18 protein-coding genes are annotated in these 18,847 nt (G+C 69.1%); 7 read left to right on the top strand and 11 right to left on the bottom strand.

The features are described from left to right. Positions 1 to 106: 106 nt before the first annotated feature. Positions 107 to 883: an SAM-dependent methyltransferase gene (locus ACGFI7_RS27600; protein ID WP_393409556.1), complete on the bottom strand. Its 777-nt coding sequence runs from the start codon at positions 881 to 883 to the stop codon at positions 107 to 109. A gap of 113 nt (positions 884 to 996) precedes the next feature. After that, complete coding sequence (locus ACGFI7_RS27595) at positions 997 to 2,622, bottom strand: hypothetical protein (RefSeq protein ID WP_393409555.1); 1,626 nt, start codon at positions 2,620 to 2,622, stop codon at positions 997 to 999. Between the two features lie 12 nt (positions 2,623 to 2,634). Here ACGFI7_RS27595 and ACGFI7_RS27590 point away from each other — a divergent pair, with 12 nt between their 5' ends. Then, positions 2,635 to 3,687, top strand: coding sequence for a hypothetical protein (locus ACGFI7_RS27590; protein ID WP_393409554.1), 1,053 nt, complete (start codon positions 2,635 to 2,637; stop codon positions 3,685 to 3,687). Positions 3,688 to 3,829: 142 nt separating this feature from the next. Here the strand turns inward: ACGFI7_RS27590 and ACGFI7_RS27585 are convergent, their stop codons facing one another. Further along, positions 3,830 to 4,756 carry an MBL fold metallo-hydrolase gene (locus ACGFI7_RS27585; RefSeq protein WP_393409552.1) on the bottom strand — a complete coding sequence of 309 codons (927 nt, stop codon included), beginning with the start codon at positions 4,754 to 4,756 and terminating at the stop codon, positions 3,830 to 3,832. A gap of 109 nt (positions 4,757 to 4,865) precedes the next feature. Here ACGFI7_RS27585 and ACGFI7_RS27580 point away from each other — a divergent pair, with 109 nt between their 5' ends. After that, positions 4,866 to 5,261 (top strand): single-stranded DNA-binding protein, encoded by a 396-nt coding sequence (locus tag ACGFI7_RS27580; RefSeq protein ID WP_393409550.1) that lies wholly within the window; start codon positions 4,866 to 4,868, stop codon positions 5,259 to 5,261. Between the two features lie 296 nt (positions 5,262 to 5,557). On the opposite strand, the gene ACGFI7_RS27575 is transcribed toward ACGFI7_RS27580, so the two are convergent. Next, on the bottom strand, positions 5,558 to 7,279 hold the full coding sequence (locus ACGFI7_RS27575; RefSeq protein ID WP_393409549.1) for a DUF1015 family protein: 1,722 nt from the start codon (positions 7,277 to 7,279) through the stop codon (positions 5,558 to 5,560). Between the two features lie 109 nt (positions 7,280 to 7,388). On the opposite strand from ACGFI7_RS27575, the gene ACGFI7_RS27570 reads away from it, so the two are divergent. Then, positions 7,389 to 7,808: a tetratricopeptide repeat protein gene (locus tag ACGFI7_RS27570; protein WP_393409548.1), complete on the top strand. Its 420-nt coding sequence runs from the start codon at positions 7,389 to 7,391 to the stop codon at positions 7,806 to 7,808. A gap of 699 nt (positions 7,809 to 8,507) precedes the next feature. Here the strand turns inward: ACGFI7_RS27570 and ACGFI7_RS27565 are convergent. The 6 genes from ACGFI7_RS27565 to ACGFI7_RS27540 form a co-directional block, all read right to left on the bottom strand. Further along, positions 8,508 to 9,395 (bottom strand): GNAT family N-acetyltransferase, encoded by an 888-nt coding sequence (locus tag ACGFI7_RS27565; RefSeq protein WP_393409546.1) that lies wholly within the window; start codon positions 9,393 to 9,395, stop codon positions 8,508 to 8,510. A 551-nt stretch (positions 9,396 to 9,946) separates the two neighbouring features. Next, the gene (locus tag ACGFI7_RS27560; protein ID WP_393409545.1) at positions 9,947 to 10,375 is read right to left on the bottom strand and encodes a hypothetical protein; all 429 of its coding nucleotides are present in this window, start codon (positions 10,373 to 10,375) and stop codon (positions 9,947 to 9,949) included. Positions 10,376 to 10,388: 13 nt separating this feature from the next. Next, a complete protein-coding gene (locus ACGFI7_RS27555; RefSeq protein ID WP_393409544.1) occupies positions 10,389 to 11,054 on the bottom strand; it encodes a hypothetical protein in 666 nt (221 codons plus the stop codon). Positions 11,055 to 11,966: 912 nt separating this feature from the next. After that, entirely contained in the window at positions 11,967 to 12,290 is a 324-nt protein-coding gene (locus ACGFI7_RS27550; protein WP_393409542.1) for a helix-turn-helix domain-containing protein, read from the bottom strand. Further along, on the bottom strand, positions 12,287 to 13,363 hold the full coding sequence (locus ACGFI7_RS27545) for a tyrosine-type recombinase/integrase (RefSeq protein WP_393409541.1): 1,077 nt from the start codon (positions 13,361 to 13,363) through the stop codon (positions 12,287 to 12,289). The genes ACGFI7_RS27550 and ACGFI7_RS27545 overlap by 4 nt, the downstream gene beginning before the upstream one ends. 346 nt (positions 13,364 to 13,709) lie before the next feature. Next, the gene (locus tag ACGFI7_RS27540; RefSeq protein WP_393409539.1) at positions 13,710 to 14,243 is read right to left on the bottom strand and encodes a GNAT family N-acetyltransferase; all 534 of its coding nucleotides are present in this window, start codon (positions 14,241 to 14,243) and stop codon (positions 13,710 to 13,712) included. Between the two features lie 699 nt (positions 14,244 to 14,942). Between ACGFI7_RS27540 and ACGFI7_RS27535 the strand changes: the two genes are divergently transcribed. After that, entirely contained in the window at positions 14,943 to 15,932 is a 990-nt protein-coding gene (locus tag ACGFI7_RS27535; protein WP_393409537.1) for an HAD-IIA family hydrolase, read from the top strand. Between the two features lie 492 nt (positions 15,933 to 16,424). Here ACGFI7_RS27535 and ACGFI7_RS27530 read toward each other — a convergent pair whose 3' ends face one another. Then, the gene (locus ACGFI7_RS27530; RefSeq protein ID WP_393409536.1) at positions 16,425 to 16,772 is read right to left on the bottom strand and encodes an SCP2 sterol-binding domain-containing protein; all 348 of its coding nucleotides are present in this window, start codon (positions 16,770 to 16,772) and stop codon (positions 16,425 to 16,427) included. Between the two features lie 125 nt (positions 16,773 to 16,897). On the opposite strand from ACGFI7_RS27530, the gene ACGFI7_RS27525 reads away from it, so the two are divergent. From ACGFI7_RS27525 to ACGFI7_RS27515, 3 genes are read left to right on the top strand one after another with little or no spacing between them, the layout of a single operon-like run. Beyond that, entirely contained in the window at positions 16,898 to 17,056 is a 159-nt protein-coding gene (locus tag ACGFI7_RS27525) for a hypothetical protein (protein WP_187281133.1), read from the top strand. Continuing rightward, the gene (locus ACGFI7_RS27520; RefSeq protein ID WP_393409535.1) at positions 17,053 to 17,865 is read left to right on the top strand and encodes a TlyA family RNA methyltransferase; all 813 of its coding nucleotides are present in this window, start codon (positions 17,053 to 17,055) and stop codon (positions 17,863 to 17,865) included. Before ACGFI7_RS27525 ends, ACGFI7_RS27520 begins: the two co-directional genes overlap by 4 nt. After that, a complete protein-coding gene (locus ACGFI7_RS27515; protein ID WP_393409534.1) occupies positions 17,862 to 18,761 on the top strand; it encodes an NAD kinase in 900 nt (299 codons plus the stop codon). Before ACGFI7_RS27520 ends, ACGFI7_RS27515 begins: the two co-directional genes overlap by 4 nt. Positions 18,762 to 18,847 lie beyond the last annotated feature (86 nt).

Here is an 18,847-nt window from a genome sequence, read left to right as displayed (position 1 = left end):
ATGGTACTGCACTCGGGAGGGTGTGGGAGAGTAGGTCACCGCCGGACAATCTTTATATGAGGGAAGGCCCCGAGCTTGTGCTCGGGGCCTTTTCTGTTTCAAGACTTCACTCCGGGCGGAGCACGAAGACGCCCCAGCCCAGATACTGGCGTCCGTATTCCAGGTGTGAACGCCTGGCGTGCGACAGGAACGCGCGCATCGCCTCGGCGTCGGGGTCTGCGGGGTTCGCGCGGAGCCAGTCGCTCACCGTCCACCACTGGCTCGCCACGTACCGATCCCAGTCGTCCGGACCGGCCAGCACCATTTCCAGCAGCTCGAATCCGGCCTTCGTGAAACGCTCCTCCGTACCGGAGAGAGAGGCGAAGGTGTCCTCTTCCCCGGAGAAGGCCCGTACGGCGTCGGCCGGGGGCGGTGTCGTCCAGAAGCACTCTCCGACCAGGGCGATCCCGTCGCGGCGGAGCGGGCGGCGCATCAGGTCGAGGGTGCCGGCGAGTCCGCCGCCGATCCAGGTCGCGCCGATGCAGGAGACGATGTCGAACGCGTCAGGTTCGGCCTCGTACGTTCCGGCGTCTGCCTGGACGAACTCGATCCGGTCGGCCACCTCCATTTCCTGGCTGCGTTCTCTTGCCGCCGTGAGGAACACTTCGCTGATGTCGACGCCGACGCCCTGGTGGTTGTAGCGGGCGGACCAACGATTGAGCATTTCCCCCTTGCCGCACGCCAGGTCGAGTTGACGCATGCCGGGCTCGATGCGGCAGATCTCGCCCAGGAGGTCGAGCTTGCCGTCGGTGAAGGGGTTGAGAATGCGATGCCGGGCTTCGGCTATTTCATGGAAACGCAAAGACATGCGGTCAGTTTCGCGGAGCGGCTTCGGCCGTGCCACTGAATATGCAGGTCAGCCGGGACTGTGCCTGCAGCCGTTGCTGCGCCTCCGGGTGGGGGCGAGTTCTGAGCCGGCGTTGGCGGTCGGGCGGGACTTGGACGTGCATCGGCTTGCTAGGCTGGGGAGGTACCGGGCCACCCCAACCACGGGTGGCCTTCGTCGCGTAAGGCCCGGGACGGGCGGCGACCAGCCACGGCGGGCCGTACGGACAGACACAGGCTCGCTGAGTGAGCCAACGAAATGGACCAGAAGTGAACAGAGATAGCGGATCGGACGGCGGTCAGCGCGGGCGCGGTGACGACCGGGACAGGCGCTCGTACGGCGACAGAGACAGCGGATCCGGCTCCCGCGGGCGTGACGAGCGCGACCGCCCATTCCGCTCGGGCGACGACAGGCGCCCGTATCAGGACCGCGACCGAGGCGGCCAGGGGGGCCAGGCGCGGGGACCGCGCGGCGAAAGCGGAGGCCGCCGGCCGTTCCGCGACCGCGACGACCGCGGACCGCGTGGCGAGGGCGGCTACCGGGATCGCCGCGAGGGCGACGACCGCCGTACCTATCGCGATCGCGACGACAGCCGCCCCTCCAGGGGGCGTGACGAGCGTCCGTCGTACCGCGACCGTGGCGAGAGCCGTCCGTACCAGGACCGTGGTGAGGGCCGCTCCTATCAGGACCGTGGCGACCGTCGGCCGTATCGCGACCGCGACGAGAGCCGTCCCCCCAGGGACCGCGACGAGCGTCCGTCGTACCGCGACCGCGACCGTGGCGAGAGCCGCCCCTACCAGGACCGCGGTGATCGTCGCCCCTACCGTGACCGTGACGACCGCGGCTCCCGGCCTGAGGGCGAGCGGCGCTCGTTCAGGGATCGCGATGATCGTGGCCCCCGGCACGATCGTGGCTCCGGCGGGGAGCGCCGGCCGTTCCGGGACCGTGACGATCGTGGCCCGCGTGGTGAGGGCGACCGTCGCCCCTTCAGGGATCGTGACGACCGCGGACCCCGTGGCGAGGGCGACCGTCGTCCCTTCCGCGACCGCGACGACCGTGGGTTCCAGCGGGGACCGTCGAGAGACAGGGACGACCGCCCGTTCCAGGACCGTGGTGAGCGTCGTCCGTATCAGGACCGTGGTGAGGGTCGTCCGTCCAGGGATGGGGACGAGCGTCCGTCGTACCGCGACCGTGGTGAGGGCCGCCCCTACCAGGATCGCGGTGAACGCCGTCCGTATCAGGACCGTGGTGAGCGCCGCCCCTACCAGGATCGCGGCGAACGTCGTCCGTATCAGGACCGTGGTGAGGGTCGTCCGTCCAGGGATAGGGACGAGCGTCCGTCGTACCGCGACCGTGGTGAGGGCCGCCCCTACCAGGACCGTGGTGAGCGTCGCCCCTACCGTGACCGTGACGACCGTGGCTCCCGGCCCGAGGGCGAGCGCCGTCCCTACCGTGACCGCGACGACCGCGGTCCCAGGCGCGACGACCGCGGTCCCCGTCGTGAGGGTGGCTCTCGGCCGTTCTCGCGCGAGGACCGTCCTGGCACCCGTGCCCGTTTCGGCAGGGACGACCGCGAGGGCGACGCGCCGAGGCGCGAGCCGCTGCCCGAGGTCGCCCCTGACATCAGCGCCGACGAGCTCGACAAGGAGGTGCGCGAGGAGCTGCGGTCCCTGCCTTCGGACCTGGCCGAGCTCGTGGGCCGGCACCTCGTCGCAGCCGAGCGCGCCCTCGAGGAGGACGACCCCGACAAGGCTCACGAACACACCAAGGTGGCCCGTAGGTTCGCGGCCAGGATCGGTGTCGTACGGGAGGCGGCCGGCATCGTCGCCTACCGGGCGGGACACTTCAGTGAGGCGCTGAGTGATCTGCGCGCCGCCAGGCGAATGACCGGTTCGGACGCGTACCTGCCAGTCATGGCCGACTGCGAGCGCGGGATGGGGCGTCCGGAACGCGCGCTCGACCTGGTGCGCTCGCCCGAGGCGGAGCGGCTGGACCGGGCCGGGCGGATCGAGCTGACGATCGTGGAGTCGGGGGCGCGCCGCGACCTCGGCCAGCACGACGCGGCGGTCATCACGCTCCAGCGGCTGCCGGAGCTGCGTGACCCGCAGCCGCGTCCGTGGTCGGCGCGACTGGCGTTCGCGTACGCGGACGCGCTGGAGGAAGCGGGCCACCGCGACGCGGCCGTCGACTGGTTCGGCAGGGCGATGGCGTTCGACGAGGATGGCGAGACGGACGCCGCCGAGCGGTACTCCGAGCTGACGGGCGCGACGATCGAGGACGTCGAGGAGGGCTTCGACGAGGACTTCGTGTCCCCGGAGACCTCCGCTTCCGATGATGCGACGGACGAGCCGACGGAGACTGGTGAAGCCGCCGAGCCGGCCGCCCCGGCGGCCTCCGAGGAGACGGGGCGTGCCGCTGAGGGCGCCGTTCCGCAGGACGCGGAGGGTGAAGCGGCCGACCTCGACGCTTCGCCCGAGCCGTCCAACGCGTCACCCGAGCCGGCTGAGGCCTCGCCTGAGCAGGCCGACGCCTCGCCTGAGCAGGCCGATGCCTCGCCCGAGCCGTCCGATGCCTCGCCCGAGCAGGCCGAGGCCGGCTCCGACTTCGACTCTGACTCCGACGAAGGTGCGGCCGAGCCCGCGTCGGAGGAGCCTGCCGATGTCGAGCCCGGTGAGGCGGGGAGCGAGGCGGCCTCTGCCGACGATGTCGCCGGGGAAGACGCGGACAAGCCCGGCACTTCGGCGGTGCCGATCGCTCCGTCCTTCATCGAGCCGGACTTCGGCGACCAGCCCGATGACAAACCCGGCAAGCAACCCGAGTAGTTGATTCAGGGGTACGCACCCGCTCTAGCGACACGCGAGCGTGGTGCGTACCCTGAATGCGTTTCAGCGCCCAGAGGCGGGTGCGTACCTCAGCCTGGGACTGCGGTGGGAGGCGAGTGCGGCCCCGCGACCCCGGCCACGATCACGGGGACACGCGGTCGAGCCAGTGGAGGATGCCCGCGACGTTCGACGGAGCTCCGCTGAGCAGCTCGAACTGCTCGGCGGTCTCGTCGTCGCCGGACAAAGCCCGATAACGCTCCTTCGTACGGTCGCGCACCATGGCCACGGCGTGGTCCAGGTCCATGCCTTCGGAATGGGCTTGGCGGGTGAGATCCACCCAGATGCGAAGCTCCTCCGCCGATCGTTCGAGGGTCTCCCGTACCGCGTCGACAGGTCCGTAATGGCTGAAGAGCAGGCGTTGCGGCTGCAATGCCTGGAACAGCGCGATCGAGTCGAGCGCCGTCTGCAGGTCGAAGTCCGGCGGCGGAGTGGCCGGGCGTAGGTCGCCCGTTTCCGGGAGGTAGACGCCTGCCGCGTCCCCGACATACAGGTCACCGGTGGCCGAATCGATCAGCCCTACGTGGTGCTTGGCGTGGCCGGGGGAGTAGTGGCTGCTCAGTGTCCTGCCGTTGCCGAGGTCGACGGAGCCGGTGTCGCCCAGCGCGACGATGCGTTCGGCCTCGGTGGGGGAGAGTTCGCCGAACAGCGTGTCGAGGCGATCGCCCCACACCATCTTGGCGCTGGCCATCAATCTGGACGGATCGGCCAGGTGCCGCGCCCCCTTCTCGTGCACCACGACCTGCGCGGACGGGAAGAACCTGGCGATGTCGCCCACTCCGCCCGCGTGGTCGAGGTGGATGTGCGTGACTACGACAGTGGCCAGATCCTCCGGGCCGACACCCAGGGACGCCAGCGCGTCGCGCACGATCGGGGCGGAGGTGGATGTCCCGGTTTCGACCAGGCAAGGACGGTCACCCAGGATCAGGTAACCGGCGGTGATGCCGGTATATCCGGCCATCTTCGTGTCGATCTCATAGACGTCGCCGCCTAGGGCGGTGATGTTGTCCACAGGCACTCCCGAGCCGTGTCCGCTATCCCCAGAACGGCGTTCGAGCCGAACCGGACTTCCTCACATCGTAGAGAGTGATCTCCACCCGATCATCAATGGGAGGACGACGATGGACCGCAACGAGGTCTTGCTGGTGGGACGGCTGTCCGCGGCAGTCGAGGACCGGGCGCTGCCGAGCGGCGACACCATGACGAAATGGCGGCTCCTGGTGCGCCGCCGCAGACACAACCGAGGAGGCACGATCACCGACAGCATCCCGTGCGTCAGCTTCAACCAGGAGGTGGCCGATGTCCTCCGTGACCTCAAACCGCGCGACGCCATGGAGGTGACGGGCGCCTTCCGCTGCCGCGTCTTCGGCCCGGCGTCCGCCAAGATCTGGACCTACGAGGTCGAAGTGGCCACGGCCAGAGCCATCGAAGCCGACCCGGTCCCCCTGGACGAGCCCACCGAGCCACCGGCCCCCTCCGCACCCCGCCCGATCGCCGTCCTCGCCAAGGCGGGGTGAGTGAGGGTGCTCCTCCTGCCTTCGTGATGTCGGCGTCCAGCCTTGCCGCCGCGGCGGGTACGGGAGAGCTCGAGCTGAACAGTTGCCAGGCGGCGTCCAGCCCTGCCGTCGACGCTGGATGCCGGGCGGGTGCGGGGGAGCCCCGCGAGCCGAACGGTTGTCAGGGGGCCTCCACCCGGCACCGACGCTGGATGCCGGGCGTGTACCGGGAAGCCCCCGCGAGCCGAACGGTTGTCAGATGGGTGCTCAGCCTATGCACCGATGCGGGACGCCCGACGGGCACGAGCCGATTGTTGTCAGTGGATGGCGAAGGTTCTAAGGACCAGGCCCGTGCGCGGTTTCGGGCCGAAGGAGGTGGACTTGCGCGGCACTCGTTCCCCGCCTGCCGCCACGGCGAGGACGTCCGATACGGCCAGCGGCTCCAGGATCACGGCGGTGCCGTTCGTGGTGGCGGCGAGGTCCGCGGCGGCGCGCGCGTCGTGGTGCACGATGCGTACTGTCTCCTCGTCGTCCCGCAGACCCCAGACCTTGGGCATGACGAACTCGGTGAGGATGGAGGTGTTCAGCGAGTTCCAGCGGGCTGAGCGGTCCGCCGGCATGGCTTGAGCGAGCTGCAACGGGTCCGGATTGGTGAGCAGGTGCGCGTCATCGCCGCAGGCCAGCAGGAAGGCCGGGCCTTCGGTGTCGTGCAGTGCGGCCAGCCCCTCGTCGAGATTCGCGAAGTCCCGTACGCGCCACGATCCCTTGGCCCTGGCCACCGCCTCGTCCAAGGTGAGCCGGGGGATGACGCGATGGATGGCCTTCAGGTCAGGTGGGTACGCATCGGTGTCCACCAGCAACGCCAGCCCGAAGTCCCACGGACTCCGCTTGACCTGCTGTCCGGTGCCTTCATCGTGCCCTTGCTCGGGGTGGCCGGGGTGGGTGTGGTCAGGCTGGGCGGGCTGACTGCGTTGGGCCGGGTCGAGTTCGGCTGGCTGACCGGGTTGGGTCGGGTCGGTCTCGGCCATGTCCCTCTGGATTGGGGCCGCCTGGATCGTCGGGGTCGGCTGACTTGGGTGGGGTTCGTTGGGGCTAATGAGGCCTGATGGGGCTACGTCAGGGTGGAGGGCGTGTTCGCGGCGTTGGAGGATGCGGTAGGTCGCGTACCTGTGGTGGCCGTCGGCGATGAGGGCCTGACGGGGGTGGAGGTCGGCATTGACGGCGGCGATCTCGGCCTCGTCCGTGACCGCCCAGAGGCGGTGGGTGAGGCCGTCTTCGGTGTGCGCGGTGACCAGGGGCGGGCGGTCGGTGGCCACTTCGTCCACGAAGCGGGTCGCCGTGCCGTTCTGGCCGTTGTAGAGAAGGAAGATGGGCTCCAGGTTGGCCTGGGCGGTGCTCATGAGGGCGAGACGGTCGGCGATCGGACCGGGGAGCACGTCCTCGTGCGGCAGCACGATGCGCTGCGCCGGATCTGGCAGGCAGACGTCGCCGATGAGGCCACGCTGCAGCACCCCTGGGCCGCGCTGTTCGTACACGTAGAGCGCCGGCTGTTCGTCGGGGACGAGCACGCCTGACTCGAGCCAAGCTTGCAACGTTCTTCTGGCCTGGGCGTACCGGGGGTCGAGCGGCTCCTGGCCTGGGCTTGGGGCCGTATCGGGGGTTTCAGGGGATTCGGCGGAGCCAGAGGTATCGGAGGGCGCGAGGGAATCGGAGAGGTCAAGGGGCCGGCTGGGCTTGGAAGATTCGAGGGACTCGGGCGAGACCGGGTGACCGGAGGTCTCGGGGGGTTTCGGTGAGGCTGGGTCGCCGGAGGTCTTAGGGGCGGAGGGGATCTTCTGCGAATCGGTGCCGGGTGAAAGGGGAAGGATGAGACGGACGACGTTGTTGGGATGGGCGTCAAGAAGAGCGCGCACATCCCCGTCGGAGATCAGGTCGTAAGGCGGGGAGGTCACCTTGGCGGGATCGTCGACGGCGAAGCGGACGCCCCGGAACGGGCGAAGGGTCAGCCCGTCCGGTATCGGCAGTTCAGAATTCCCCATACCGGGCATGCTGCCATAAACACCCGAGTCTTCCCGTAGTCGCCACAACGCCCGGTGGTGTTCGCTCCGTAACTCCCCTCGTACGCCGATGAAGGAGGGCTCACTCATCATGGAAGGCGCCAACGGCCACACTGAATCCCCCGGAACTCCTCAAGGTGACGTCTATGACTGGTACCAGCGGGGGGTGAAACTCCTGCAGGAAGGCAGCCCGGCTGCCGCCGCCGCGTTGCTGGAGCGTGCCGCCGACGCGGAGCCTGAGTCGCGCAGCATCAGGGAGGCGCTGGCTCGCGCCCAGTTCAACTCCCGCCGGTATGAGGACGCGGCCAGCAGTTTCCAATGGATCGTGGATGACAATCCCACGGAGGATTACGCCTATTTCGGCTTGGGCCTCGCGTTGTGGCGGACCGGCGACATCGAGGCGGCCCAGGAGCCGCTGGCGATCGCCGTCGCCATGCGGCCTGACGATCGCAACTACGTTTCGGCGTTGCGCAGCGTCCGGGCCACGTTGAAGGCGCGCAGCGAGATGTGAGGTTGTGCGCCGGTGTCACTTTCTGAAGTCGCGTGCACGGACGGCCTGGGCATTCGCGGCTCTGTGCAGAGGACTGTGAAGCATCGGATTGTCAGTAGTCCTCTGCGCTATGGTGCGTTTGTTCCGTACTCGCGTGCGCGACGGTGAGATCCCAGCATGGACGACGGCCAGGCGCAGTCGCCCCTATGACGAGTGCCGACGGGAGAAGGTAACAAGACCGGTGCGCCGCCTTGCACAGGACTTCGGACATCCGTGCAGAGAACTTCTAAGAGTGACATGGTGAGCGCGACCGGCTGCTCGCTGGCCATACAGGGACGACTTTCGGGACGCTCCACGCGATGCGGGCCCGTGGCCCATCGGCGCGCTCCACCGGCCATGTACGAAATAACCCCTGAGTTCCCGGCCGTCTCTACCGCCCCGGTTGCCGCTGTTGTGGCCTGGGAGCTGGGATTTCCTGCCTTCCCCAGTTGATCACGAGGAGTTGAAGTGGCTTCACTCTGTGTGAAGCTCTGTCGGCGTGGCCGAGCTTCTTGCTCACCGGGTGAAGGCGAGGAGGCCGAAGTTGGGCCTGGCGGTGGTGAGGAATCTTCGGGTGGCGCGTGCCCCCGGTCACGCCCGAGGACCTGGAGGCGCCCGACGGCCCAGGCACCCCTTCGGAGTCGGACTGGAACCGCACCACGTCGCCCCCACAAGCACGCCTTACTCGACCCGGCTCAGGTCCCGCACCTCGGCTTGCGGCTGGTACCCGGCGGAGCGATAGGTAGCGACGGCCCCGGTGTTGGAGGCTTCGGCGCACACGGTCGCGCTGGACGCCCCCATGTCCCGCAGAGCCGCCGCGGCACCGACCGCCATCGCCTTGCCGTAACCGTGTCCCTGATGATCGCCGTGCACTCCAAGGGGTTCAAGCAGGCCGGGCTTCCCCGGACCCGCAGACCAGACGGTCGTGGCCGCGACCGCGTCGCCCTGGTCGTTGTACCCCACAAGGCATCGAGCATTGGCGTACGGCGTCCCGGCCGCCATGGCATGCCATCGTTCCGCGCTGAACTTCGACCCTTGGAATGCCGCGCGGTGAACCGCGACTCGGTCGTCGACCTGTTCGGGGCCGACAACCTCGATGCGCAGGCCGCAGTCCTCCACGGATTCGCTCAGGTCACGCACCATCGGGATCCACGGCTCATCAAGTTCCCAGCCGCTCTCCTGCAACAACTCCCGGAATCGGCCGTCCCAGAGCGCTTCGACATGGGCCTTGCCCGCCGCCAGGACGCCGCGTTCGCGTCGCGACACGTCATCGACCATCTGCCGCGCGAGGTCTTCATCCATTCGCGCTTCCGGGTCGACCGCCAGCCGCACCAGTTCGGACCCGTCGAGCAGGCCGACCCCGAGGATCCTGCCCTCACGACTCCACATTCGCAACGCCGCGGCGGTCCTCTCCGGGCCAAACTGCCAGTAGAACCCGACGTCCCCTGGATGCAGCTGCATCGAGGCCCCTTCGCGCCGCCACTCCGCCAGCGCGCGCACCACTTCGTCCAGGTCACCGGCACCCGGCGTGCTCAACAAGATAGTCATCCCGCGATCGAACACGGTCACACCCAACGCGTCCAATGATTTAGCGCGAGCTCAAGCCCGCTCACCAGCGAAGCCTCCGCTTCGATGCATCAGTCGCTGCACAACCGACGCGACCTGCTCCATGCCCTGAAGATCGACCCTCCGCCCATGATCTACCAGCTCACCCCGCCAGGCCGCTGACCAGGCCGAACCTCCGGACATAGATACACTCCGTCACGCCAGCCGACAGCGCGTTCCCGCACGTCAACCCGCGAATTCATGGACTATCCGGCTACACCAACTGCGGAACCCCGGCACCAGGGGCAAGAAGAAGGGGCAGAACCCCTCAGCCGTCACCATCCTGCGGATGCTCCGCGAACACGACGAGATTGCAGCCCGCGATCAGCAGTCTTGACCGCGCTGACCTACGGCTAGAGCACTACTTTGCGGCTGGCGACACGGACCCGAGCGGGGGGCCTTGAAGTCCCAGAGTTCACGCGAACTGAAGGTTCTTCAGCCGGAACTCACGTGGGTTCGGCATCTCAACACCTGTTCGCCTCGTGGGTTCAGCGCATTGAACGTTGCGAAGAGTGTCAGCGGAGGGCGGCTTCGAGCGCGTCTGGCAGGGCGGAGTCGGTGATGACCAGTTCGTCGCCCAGGTTGAGGATGCGCACCTCGCCGTGATCGAGTTCGAGCCCGAGGCCGATCTCGGTCTCGATCCGGTGGTCGATGATGCGGTGAACGGCTCGGACTGCCTGGCCGATGAATCGGCTCATCAGGAAGTTCTCTGCGGCGGGACCGACGGTGACCTGGCCGTACTCGTCCATGTCATAGGAGTCGTGTGGTTGATCGAGCGTCAGCTCGAGCGAGGCGTCGGGGGCGGTGTGAAAGCGAACTGGACCGAGATCGCTCAGGTGTAACCACATGTGCACCAGTGAGGCTTGATCATCGCTCGGATGGGTGTGCCAGGACACCGTCACCTGGAGCAGGCTTCGGCTGACGAGCTCATCCGCGGGGATCACGACGCCTATGGTGTCACGGTGGTTCGGGCGTTTCCGCGGTGGATTGCAGGAGGTGGCGGGCGGCATTGGCATAGCGGATGGCGGTCTTGTCGTCGATGCCGAACACGGCAGCCAGATGCAGAGGGTCGGGGCCGCGGGTCAGAGCCTCTTCGAGTTGGCGGTCGATGCGAAGGCGTTCCAGGGTGGCGGTCAGGCCCTGGACGGCGTTGGTGACCCAGAGCCTGCCGACCGGGGAGGTCTCCATCGCGGTGTGCTGAGTGAGCAGCAGGTGGGGGTTAGCGGTGTTCGGCCAGCGGCTGCGCCGGTAGTCCAGCCAGGCCAGGAGCGCTTGCCGGGTGAGCTCGTCGAGAGGGCGAGGATGACCGCCGATGGTGATGCGATGGTTGCCCAGGTCGATGTCGTCGAGCCGGAGGTCGCGGATCATCTTGGGCCGAGCCGCGTGGACGGCGGCCAGGGCGAGAATAAGGCGGATCGCCGGTGTCGTCGCGGTGGTGACGGCGCGGTCGATGTCGCCGGAGGCGAGGGGGAGGATCACCTTGTCCGGGCGGCGAGCGATGCGGATGCGGGTGGTGGGGTCGCGAAAGATCCGCCCGCTTTTCCGGCAAAAACGCATGAGCGAGCGCAGTGCCACGATGGTGTTCTCCCGTTTGGCGCCCTGCAGGGTGTCCTTGATGGTCATGATGTCGTCGCGGGTGACCTCCCGCAGAGGATGGATAGGTGCCTGACCAGGCGAGCAGGACGGGCTGGATTTCGGTGACGTAGCTCCAGACGGTCTGGATGTTGCGCGCTCGCTGGCGAGGCCCGCCCTCGTGCAGGAGGCGGGCCCATGCCTCGACGTCGGCGGCGATGCCGGGAGCGAGGCCGCTCAGCTTGCCGGCCAGCCAGCTGTCGAAGGCGGGGACGCGGTCATCATCGAGCAGGCCGATGCGGGCGAGGACTTCGACGGTGCGGTCGACGCTGAGGCCGTGGTGACGCAGCTTGGGAAACAGTTCCGAGAAGCGGATCATGTCGCCGGGAGTGTGGGTGGACAGCAGCATGACCAGAGCCCGGTCAACGTCACTGATGATCCACCTGGTCCAGCCCCGAGCCTCGGCGAGGGCAGTGGCCGCCGCGCGGGCCGTGCGTAAGGCCGGGTTGGCCGGGTCGGCGTGCCGGCGCCGGTCGAACCTGGCGTAGTCGCGGCGCACTGTGATGGGCAGCCGCAGCTGAGCCCAGCCATGGGGGAAGATCTCTGGCTGAGTGGGCGGCGGCTGGGGACGGGAGCGTCGGCGTCCCTGCCGTCCAATGCGCGGCCCAGGGCCTTGGGATCGCTGCCGGTGCATGTTGCTGAGGAACAGTTGCTGGCAGGTGAGCCTGCGCAGGAACGGTTCCAGCACGGTGACCTGGTCTTTGGCCTCCAGGCTGGCCTGCAGCCAGCACAGCCGGCAATAGCCCTTCTTGATCGGGACCTCGCGGTGGCAACTTGCGCATTCGCCGATCTGGTGGAGTTGGCCGAAGGTGTAGCAGGCGCGACAGTATCGGCCCGGGAGCACGCCCCAGGCATAGCAGCCCACGCAGGTCGCCGCCGGCTTGGTCGGGGAGATGAAGCCCATTAGACGGGTGGCAGCGACCGTCCGTCCCGCCGCTTGGGCGTCACCACAGGCGTCTCACCCACGGCTGTGACGCGGGCCTGGCCGCTCTCGGCAGGAACGGGCACGAGATCCGGTTCGGGGATCAGTAGTTCTGCGATGCCGCAACCGAGCACGGCGCAGATGACGTCCAGATCCTCCAGCTTGACGCTGGCCGGATGGCCCGACCACAGGCCGGACATCTTCCCGGCGCTGATCACCATGCCGCGTTCGGCAAGCAGACGCTGCAGCTCGCTGGCCTTCCAGATGCCGCGGTTGGCGGCGGCCAGGCGCAGGTTCCACTTCATGGGATCAATCCCTTCAGCCGGTCGGCGGCTCGTTGCTGTCCGGCGAGCCAGGCCTCTTCGACGTGTGTGCGATGGACGTGGATGTACTTCATGGTGGTGGCCACCCACGCGTGGCCGAGGGTCTCCTGGATGGCGATCAGATCCATGTCGGCGAAGTAGAGCTGGCTGGCGCAAAAGTGCCGCAGAACGTGCGGTGTCAGCTTCTCTTTCCAGTCCGGCAGGTGCCGGGCGGCGGCTTCGGCCAGCGCGGCGCGCAACGCTTCGGTGCCGACCCGGGCGGCGCTGCCGTCGGCGTTCTTGCGCTCGGAGGGCAGGAGCGGGACGCCGTGACGGGTGTGGTCGTCGCCGAAGTGGCCCCAGACGTCCTCGACGAACCAGCGCAGCGTCCGGCCGGCATCGTTGATCAGCGGAACCATCCGCTCGCGCGGGCCGGAGCCGCGGGCGCCCTTGCCGAGGCGGACGTGGAGTTTGCCGAACCTACCCAGCTCCCATTTGACATCGGCCAGATCGAGGCTGCGAGCCTCGTTCACCCGCAGGCCGACCTCGGCCATCAGCCGGGCCGCGGTGTAGTTGCGGGCTGTGGGGGCGAACTTGCGACAGGTGGCAAGCTCTGCGCGCCAGCCGGCGAACAGGCGGGTGATCTGCTCGGCGCTGGGCGGGATCCGCAGCGCTGCGTCCTTCTGCCCGCGCGGCCGGTTCATCTCATCGATCGGGCACTCCACCACGTGCCCGGTCAGCTGATGGATCTCGATCTTGTGCCGGAGTTCCAGGAACAAGAAGTAGGTCTTGATCGCCTGGGCCCGCGACAGGCGGGTGCCCTTGGCCGCACCGCGTAGTACCTGGCCGAAGTAGGCGTCGGCGTCGGCCGGTTCCATCGACCACAACGGCCGGCCGAGCCACGCCCGGACCTGCTCGATGTGGATCACTTCGGAGCTGATCGTGGCGTCTGACAGGCCGGCAGCCGCGCGCGCGAGCACGAACCCGGCCAGTACGTCGGTCTCGAACTCAACCAGCTCTTCAGGGCCGACCGGGGCACGCGCCTCACGGAGGTCTCGCACGACGGACAGGCTCAACTCGCGCCTCCTCGTCTTCATCAGCGATGTCAGACGATCGAGGAGAACGATAGACCTTCAGAATCTCTGAAGTCTCATCAACTTCGGAAACTCCAGGAATCCCAAGCAGAAGGCGCAGGTCCAGGGACTCGTCAGGCCACAGGGACCCTAAGGAACCCAAGACTTATCTCTTAGATCGCCGAAGCTGGCGCCACCTCCAGGCGTCACGTGCAGGGTAGTTCTGACATCCGTGCAGCCAGCTTCTGAAAACGACAGCCGGGGTTAAGTGTTCAGCCCTGTGAGGATGGCGGTGCGCAGGGGCGAGGTGTTCGATCTCGTGAGGATGCGGTGCGGAGCTGGTGTCCACTCACGGGAGGGTTGGTGATGGGGCTGCCGGCGGGTGGTCGCGCCGCTGGGGTGATGGGTCTGCGGTGATGACATACCTGACGAGGCCGTCCCCGGCGTCCTCGAACACGGCTCCCAGGCGTTCTGCCACGTGGTGGGAGGCGACGTTGCCATCGTCCACCTCCAGCAGGATTTCCTTGAGGCCCGCTCGTCGGCCGGCGTCCAGGACGGCGACGGCCGCCTCTGTGGCAAGGCCGGAACCCCAGTGGGCGGGTTCGAGGCTGTAAATGATCTCCATTCGGGAGCTCTCGTGCAGGCGCAGGCCGCACACGCCGACGAACTCGCCGTCCAGGTACGCCTTCCACAGGCCGTACCCGTGCCTGGCGAAGTCGGTGTCGCTGTCGGTGAGCAGCGTGGTGGCGAGCTCGACGGTCACCTCCTGATCGTCGAACAGGAAGCGGTTCACCAGCGGTTGGTTCCAGTGAGGCAGGAGCGAGGGCAGGTCGGTCAGGCCTGCTGGGCGCAGCTCCAGCCGCGCGGTGCGAAGGACGGTCACACTGTCCAGGAAACTCCAGGAACCGCCATGACGCATCTTGATATTCGGGCATGACGCATCTTGATGTTCGGGTTGGGCATCTCCCGCCGGGGTCGATTGCGGTGGGGCGGTGACCGTCGGTGCAGAGGGGCGCTACCGGGTTTGCGTGTTGGGACGGGTTGGTCAAGCCCTTCAAGATGGCGCTGGTCGCAGGCCTCGGCGTGGCGCTGGTCGAGCACGTCAGGGGTGTGCTGATCAAGCACGTCAGGGTGGTGCTGGTCAGGTGCTTCGGGGGTGGCCCTGGTCAGGTGCTTCGGGGGTGGTGCTGGTCAAGTGCCCTGGAGGTGCCGCGAGCGGGTTGGAGCGTGCGGGGCGTGCGCATCGGACGCGGTGGTCATGCGCGTGGGGGTGGTAGCGGCAAGCGTCACGGGTGGGTGTCGGGCAAGTGTCTCGGGGCATGCCGGGCAAGTGCACAGGGTGGTGCTGGTCATGCGCGCGGGTGGATCTGGGCGAACCTTCCGGATGGTGCTGGTCATGCGCGTTGGATCGTTGCGGGCAATCCTCGGGAACGCCCTGATGGCAAGCCCCGCGGGTGGTGCTGGTCAACGTCTTCGGGTGGTGATGGTCAAGGGGCTTGGCGGCGGGGGCGGGCTGGGGTTCGAGACGGGGGCGCGTGGGGGTGGTGATCGGGCGGGCTAGAGTCTCACGGGATGTGAGCGGGTGACGGAAAGAGGCGCGGTGCTGATCGACGGGTACGACACCCTGCTGCTCGACCTCGACGGCGTCGTCTATCTCGGGCCGCGGGCCGTGGAAGGTGCGCCTGTGGCGTTGGGGGAGGCGCGGCGGCGGGGAGTCCGGTTGGCGTACGTGACCAACAACGCGTCGAGGACCCCGGCCGCGATCGCCGCTCATCTGCGGGAGCTTGAGGTGCCCGCCGGACGGGACGATGTGGTGACGTCGGCACAGGCGGCGGCGCGAGTGGTGGCCGAGCGGGTGCCCGCGGGGTCGAAGGTGCTGGTCGTCGGCGGAGCCGGGCTGCGAATGGCGGTACGGGGGCAGGGGCTGCGGCCTGTCACGGCGGCGGCCGAGGAGCCGGTGGCCGTGGTGCAGGGGATGTGGGCCGGTCTGTCGTACGGACTGCTGGCCGAGGGGACGCTGGCGGTGCGGCAGGGGGCGCTGTTCGTGGCCGCCAACCGTGACGCGACCATGCCCACCGGGCGCGGTGAGCTGCCGGGGAACGGGGCGATGGCGCGGGTGATCGCGGCGGCGACCGGGGTGGAGCCCGTGTACGCGGGGAAGCCGGATCCGCCGCTGCATCGGGAGTCGATGATCCGTACCGGAGCGCGGCGGCCGCTGGTGGTCGGAGACCGGCTCGACACCGACATCGAGGGGGCGCGCAACGCGGGCGTGGACGGGCTGCTGGTGCTCACCGGGGTGGCCAGGCCGCTCGACGTGCTCACCGCGCCGCCGCATCAGCGTCCTGTGTACGTGGCCGAGGATCTGGCGGGGTTGCTGGCCCCGTACCCGGAAGTGCGGGACGGTGCGTGCGGCGGGTGGCAGGCTCGGTGGGTGGACGGGACGTTGCGGCTCGACGGCGACGGCAGCCGGATCGACGGGCTGCGGGCGGCATGCGACGCCGCCTGGGCTGCCGCGGGCGCCGCCCCGGCCGAGGAGGACGCGGTCAAGCCCGTCCTTGAGAGGATCAGCTGAGGGCGATCTGATGCCGGGCCGCTCGGCTGACGCCAGTCGGGTACTCCGCAGCGCTGGGGGATTGCGGGCATGTGTGAGTCGGGGTCGGCTGGGACGAGCTGATCACCCGGCAGTTCGGCTGACGCGGGTGGGGAAGTCGGTAGGGCTGGGTGGTGGGGGGCTGGTGTTGGAGAGGCGGCTGACGGTGAGCTGATCTCCGCTGACGCCGGTCGGGTGCTCGGCTGGGTCGGGTGACGCGGGTCGGGTGCTCGGCTGGGTCGGGTGATGGCGGGTGGGCGTTCGGCTGGCGGGCGGTGACAGGCCGGTGTTCGGCTGAGTCAGGCGGTGGCGGGCGGGCACTCGGCGAGGTGGGCCCACGGCGGGTCGGTGTGCGAACAAAACGGCCGGTGCGACTGGGCCGGCCGGTGTACGACTGGGCCGGTCGGTTCGCGACTGGGCCAGTCGGTGTGCGGGCGGCAGGAGGGTGGTCAACAGGCGCCGGTGATGGTGGGGTCAGAGGAGGCGGCGTAGGCGGAGGAGGTCGCCGAAGCTGGCGTTGACCTTGACCCGGCCTCCGAGCAGCGCGCGGGCCAGGTCCAGTTCCCCGTCGACCAGTGCCACCAGGTCGTCGCTGACGATCGTCAGTTGGACGTCGGCGGGTTTGCCGTTCGCCGGCGGCGACTCCACGAACGGATCGAGCCCGTCGTGGTGCAGTCGCCCGTAGAAGGTCACATCGAGGTCGGAGACGCGGCAGCTGACCGTGCGTTCGACCACATGCTTGGCCCGGTCCTCGGCGTCGATCTCGTCGAACTGCGCGACGAGCTTGACCAGTGCCGCCCGGCACTCCTCGACGCTTGCCATGATCGCTTCCTTTCTCGTTCCTTTACGGTCGGTAGCGTTCCACACCGAGCGCCCCGTATGACCCTTCAACGTGTGACACGCCCGCCAAGGTCCCGCGCGCTCGCCCGAGGCGTTACCGTCGAGTCATGAGTGAGCTGCCAGAGGAGACCGGCGACGCGCGGGTGGACGCGGTCCTGGCCGGGCTGGGCCGGTTGCCGGGCCTGCCGGTGAGCGATCACGTGGCGGTGTTCGAAGAGGCGTTCTCCGGGCTGGAGGCCGCGCTCGGCGCCGTGGACGCCCAGTGAGCCGCAGGATCCGGCTCGACAGCGAGCTGGTGCGGCGCGGGCTGGCCCGCTCCCGGGAGCAGGCGGCCCAGCTCATCGAGGCGGGCCGCGTCACCGTCGGCGGGCGGCAGGCCGCCAAGCCGGCGACCCAGGTCGACACCGCCGCCGCCATCGTCGTGGCCGAGTCCCAGGACGGCCCCGACTACGTCTCGCGCGGCGCCCACAAGCTGATCGGCGCGCTCGACACGTTCAAGAGCCTCTCCGTCGAGGGGCGGCTCTGCCTGGACGCGGGCGCGTCCACCGGCGGGTTCACCGACGTGCTGCTGCGCCGCGGCGCGGCCCGCGTGCTCGCCGTCGACGTCGGCTACGGCCAGCTCGCCTGGTCGCTGCGGACCGACGAGCGGGTCACGGTGATGGAGCGGGTCAACGTCCGCGACCTGACTCCGGACCTGGTCGGTGAGCCGCCCACGCTCGTCGTCGGCGACCTGTCGTTCATCTCGCTGCGGCTGGTGCTGCCCGCGCTGGCCGCCGTCGCCGCGCCGGAGGCCGACTTCGTGCTGCTGGTCAAGCCGCAGTTCGAGGTGGGCAAGGATCTCGTCGGCGCGGGCGGGGTGGTGCGCGATCCTGAGCTGCGGGCCGGTGCGGTGCGCGCGGCCGCGGCCAGGGCCTCGGAGCTGGGGCTGACCGTGCGCGGCGTCACCTACAGTCCGCTGCCGGGGCCTTCCGGCAACGTCGAGTACCTGCTGTGGCTGGGTAAGGGAGAGGGCGAGCCGCCGGTCGCCGATCTCGAGGACGAGATCCGGCGGGCCGTCGCGGAAGGGCCGCAATGAACCGGACCGTTCTGGTCACCGTGCACACCGGGCGCGAGGCCGCCGTCGAGAGCGCCCGCCTGGTCATCCGCCGCCTGCTGGACGCCGGTCTGCGCGTACGGGTCCTCGACGGGGAGGCCGGTGAGGTCGGCGCGGCCGGCGTCGAGGTGGTGCCCGCCGAGCCGAGCGCCGCCAAGGACGCCGAGGTGATGATCGTGCTCGGCGGCGACGGTTCGCTGCTGCGCTCGGCCGAGCTGGCCCGGCCCAGCCGCACCCCGCTGCTCGGCGTGAACCTCGGCCACGTCGGCTTCCTCGCCGAGGCCGAGGTCGCCGACCTGGACGGCGCCGTCGACAGCGTGGTGGCCGGCCGCTACGACGTCGAGGAACGCATGACCATCGACGTCCTGGCCCGGCAGAACGGCAACCTCATCGCCGACACCTGGGCGCTCAACGAGGTCACCGTGGAGAAGCAGGAGCGCATGCTGGAGGTGGTGGCCGAGATCGACGGGCGGCCGCTGTCGCGCTGGGGCTGCGACGGCGTGATCTGCGCCACGCCGACCGGATCCACCGCCTACGCGTTCTCCGCCGGCGGGCCGGTGGTCTGGCCGGAGGTCGAGGCGCTGCTGATGGTCCCGATCAGCGCGCACGCGCTGTTCGCCCGGCCGCTCGTCGTCTCCCCGCGCTCCACGCTGGCCGTCGAGATCCTCCCCGACACCCCCGGCGGGGTGCTCTGGTGCGACGGCCGCCGACGCTTCGACCTGCCCTCCGGCAGCCGCGTCGAGGTGCGCCGCGGCGCCGAGCCGGTGCGGCTGGCCCGGCTGCACGGCGTGGAGAGCACCGGGGCCCCCTTCACCGACAGGCTGGTCGCCAAGTTCGAACTACCCGTTCAGGGCTGGCGCGGGAGGGTGCGACCCTGAGTGAATTGAGGGAACGAACGCGTAGGATCACATGCGCACATGTGTTCGGGCCGCGGCGCGGTTGATCGTAATCTCGGAAGTGACGG

The sequence above is a fragment of the Nonomuraea sp. NPDC048826 genome (genome assembly GCF_043198225.1).
Taxonomy (GTDB): Bacteria; Actinomycetota; Actinomycetes; order Streptosporangiales; family Streptosporangiaceae; genus Nonomuraea.
This window is presented reverse-complemented; position numbering and strand designations above follow the sequence as displayed.

Coding starts and splice junctions, on each gene's coding strand:
- ACGFI7_RS27580 (WP_393409550.1), top strand. CDS start 4,866: ATGGACCGCAACGAGGTCTTGCTGGTGGGACGGCTGTCCGCGGCAGTC.
- ACGFI7_RS27575 (WP_393409549.1), bottom strand. CDS start 7,279: ATGGGGAATTCTGAACTGCCGATACCGGACGGGCTGACCCTTCGCCCG.
- ACGFI7_RS27570 (WP_393409548.1), top strand. CDS start 7,389: ATGGAAGGCGCCAACGGCCACACTGAATCCCCCGGAACTCCTCAAGGT.
- ACGFI7_RS27555 (WP_393409544.1), bottom strand. CDS start 11,054: ATGACCATCAAGGACACCCTGCAGGGCGCCAAACGGGAGAACACCATC.
- ACGFI7_RS27550 (WP_393409542.1), bottom strand. CDS start 12,290: ATGAAGTGGAACCTGCGCCTGGCCGCCGCCAACCGCGGCATCTGGAAG.
- ACGFI7_RS27530 (WP_393409536.1), bottom strand. CDS start 16,772: ATGGCAAGCGTCGAGGAGTGCCGGGCGGCACTGGTCAAGCTCGTCGCG.
- ACGFI7_RS27525 (WP_187281133.1), top strand. CDS start 16,898: ATGAGTGAGCTGCCAGAGGAGACCGGCGACGCGCGGGTGGACGCGGTC.
- ACGFI7_RS27515 (WP_393409534.1), top strand. CDS start 17,862: ATGAACCGGACCGTTCTGGTCACCGTGCACACCGGGCGCGAGGCCGCC.